At 35.2% G+C, this 3,172-nt stretch carries 3 protein-coding genes; all 3 read right to left on the reverse strand.

Going from position 1 to position 3,172, the window contains the following annotated elements:
* Positions 1 to 248: 248 nt before the first annotated feature.
* The 3 genes from V7068_RS22160 to V7068_RS22170 all read right to left on the reverse strand — a co-directional run bounded on the left by V7068_RS22160 (position 249) and on the right by V7068_RS22170 (position 2,530).
* Positions 249 to 1,016 (reverse strand): tyrosine-protein phosphatase, encoded by a 768-nt coding sequence (locus V7068_RS22160; RefSeq protein WP_499714583.1) that lies wholly within the window; start codon positions 1,014 to 1,016, stop codon positions 249 to 251.
* Positions 1,017 to 1,110: 94 nt separating this feature from the next.
* Entirely contained in the window at positions 1,111 to 1,845 is a 735-nt protein-coding gene (locus V7068_RS22165; protein ID WP_499714584.1) for a CpsD/CapB family tyrosine-protein kinase, read from the reverse strand.
* Entirely contained in the window at positions 1,805 to 2,530 is a 726-nt protein-coding gene (locus V7068_RS22170) for a YveK family protein (protein WP_499714585.1), read from the reverse strand. The genes V7068_RS22165 and V7068_RS22170 overlap by 41 nt, the downstream gene beginning before the upstream one ends.
* Positions 2,531 to 3,172: the final 642 nt, after the last annotated feature.

The following is a 3,172-nucleotide window of genomic DNA, read 5'->3' on the forward strand; positions in this document are numbered from 1 at the left end:
GTTATATATATTGGACGATAATATAAATAGCATAGTTTAATTTAAATATTCGTAATGAATTCAATCATACAAATAATAAATCGGGCATCTAACCCGCCCTCACACCATACTCCTGACGACGGGCGTCTAAGGATGTAGTAATATGTACTATGTGCATCCCACAGTATGGCCGAGTGCTTCCATTGATAACGGACAGGAAGCATCACCGGTTAGCATATAAAGCTAACGTAAATATGAAGTTTCTCAAATTAAAAGATTCCTAAGAATTTTTTCTTTTTGATTTTCTCTGGCTCGTCACGATAGACGGCTTTGCCTTGCACGAGCAGTTCAGCATTTTCAGTAAAGTAATAGATGAAATCGACTCCATATTTACGTTCGATTGCATCGAACGCTTCGTTCATTTTAAAGCTACGATTTGTGATGTTATGAGCATCCGATGATACAAAATGCGTTAAATTGGCTTCTATTAATTGCATGGAAAATTTGGCGATATTCTTGCCGAAGTCTCCTGCTATACTTGCTGCTGTTATTTGAGTTAATGTTCCGTTCTTCACAAACTCGTATAATAAATCTGGATTTTGAATGAGCTCCTGATTTCTTTCTGGATGGACGATGATCGGTGTGAGTCCTTCAGATTGGATGTCATATAGTAATTTTGCTGTATAGCGAGGAACATGTGCGGATGGAAGCTCCACAAATAGATATTGACCGCCGTCATTTAGTGTGACAATTTCCCCATTCCTATAATCTTCTACTAGCTCTCCATAGATTCTTGGCTCTTGGCCATGGAGAATGTCTAATGGGATTTTCTTTTCTTTCAACACGTTATTTAATTCAACGACTCTATGTAAAATATCTTGTTTGCGATTTTCATATTTTCCATTCTTATGATGAGGCGTTGCAATGATCTTGGTGATACCTTGTTGGACAGCTTGTTCGGCCATTGCTAGGCTATCTTCCATAGTCTGTGCCCCGTCATCAATACCTGATAATATGTGACAATGAATATCAATCATTACAACACCTCCTTTCCATTACTTACGAACTGATATTTTACAAATATCACAACATACTTTTAGGCAAAAAAACGATAAATTTAAATCTTATTATTTATTTACTACCATAGTAATAATAATATTGGTCATTTTTCTCCATTTTTTTATTATTCAAGACAACACCCAGTATATTGCTCCTAACCGAATCTAGTAATTCTTTCGCTTTAATCGCTTTGTCAGTTTCAGTTTTACCACTCGATACTACTAAAATAGTCCCGTTACATTTATTCGCCAAAATTTGCGCATCGGCTACCGCAAGTATGGGTGGTGTATCCATGATGATCATATCAAACTGTTCTAGGCATTGATTGACTAACTCGTCCATCGATTTAGACGCTAATAATTCAGCTGGATTTGGTGGAATCGGTCCACTTGGTAAGACGAATAAATTCGGCTCATCTGTTTTAACAACAGCCTCCATTAATTTTGTCCGTTTCGTTAAGACTGTCGTTAGGCCAGAATTATTGAGTAAGTTAAAGGTATAATGAACAGTTGGCTTTCTTAAATCCGAGTCTATAAGTAGCACCTTTCTTCCTTGTTGTGCGTACACAACAGCCATATTGCCCGCTGTCGTCGATTTTCCTTCTCCGGGACCAGGGGAAGTGACGACGATGGAACGTATGTCTTGGTCAACGGATGAAAATTGGATATTCGTTCGAATCGTTCGGTATTGTTCGGAGATTGGCGATTTCGGATTATATTTAGTAATCAGCTTCCGACTGTTCTCGATGATCTTCTGTTTTTTACTTTTAGCCAACCTTCTCACCTCTTGCACTTTTTTTGCTTCCATCATTTGCTTCTACGTCAATTTTTGTAATGACTCCAAGTACAGGTAGTTCTAATAATTTTTCAATATCTTGTTCATTTTTGATTGTGTTATCTAAATACTCTAGTAAGAATGCAAGTCCTACACCTGCCATTAATCCTACCACAAGGGCAATCGCAATATTTAAGAGCGGTTGCGGCTTAATTGGAGCTGGATTGTCAACTACTGTTGCTTCGGCTAGAATCGTAACATTATCGACTTTCATAATTTTCACAATTTCTTCTTGAAAGACTTCTGCTGTTTTATTGGCAATATTCGCGGCAGTTTTCGGGCTTTCATCTGTAACGATAATGTTTAAAACTTGCGAATTTTGTTCGCTTGCAACAGAAATTTTTCCATTTAGTTCTGCAGTTGTCATATCAAGCTTAAGATCTTCTTTCACTAAGTCCAAAATAGCATTGCTTTTAATAATAACGTTATATGTGTTAATTAATTGCAGGTTTGTTTGGACTTCATTGTTACTATATAGCGCTTCCTCATTTTTTGACTGATTCACTAGCAACTGAGTAGATGCCTGGTAAATTGGGTTCAGTAAAAAATAACTAATGATTCCACTCACCATAACAGCCAGCACTGCGATACTAATAATAAGGTTTAATCTTTTTCTTATCGTTAAAAACAGTTCTTTTAAGCTAATTGTCTCTTCCATTGCTTCCTCCATCTTTCAGATTCAAAACACCTAATATTATAGCATATATAGCATAGTATATTGCCGTTTTTGCAGGGATTTGTCATAATTTAAATGATTTTGTCATGTTTCTTTGTATAATATTATTAAATAGCATTTTTTAATAAAATACTAGAGTGTTTCAAAATATGGGAGTAATTACATATTTTTAGGAGAGAAGAACATTCTATTGAAGAATTTTTTATGATTATCGCTATAATTGTTATCTTAGCCCTATGAAATATGCACCATAATAATAAAAAAACGATTCACGCTAACGTTGATAAAGCAGCTCAACCGAGTGAAAAAACTCCTAAACAAAACAAACCTGACACCAAAGAATTATTAGCCTACGCTGCAAATTGGCCTGATGAAAGCACTAGTAACAGAAGATAATGAATTACCAAATAAAGATGGATATAAACTATGGCGTACATATCTTGAAGACTTCTTCATTACACATCCGTAATCACAAAAACAGGACACTTTTCATTGAAAGTGTCCTGTTTTTTATTCTTCAGAGTGAGAATTTTCATAGGTAGTTTTATCTGAATTCATTGATATTTCAGGATAAATAGGCATTATCACTTATTTACTAAATAGGTATAATTATACTATAAATAG

It is taken from the genome of Bacillus sp. JJ634 (genome assembly GCF_036962285.1).
Classification (GTDB): Bacteria; Bacillota; Bacilli; order Bacillales; family DSM-1321; genus Peribacillus; species Peribacillus asahii_A.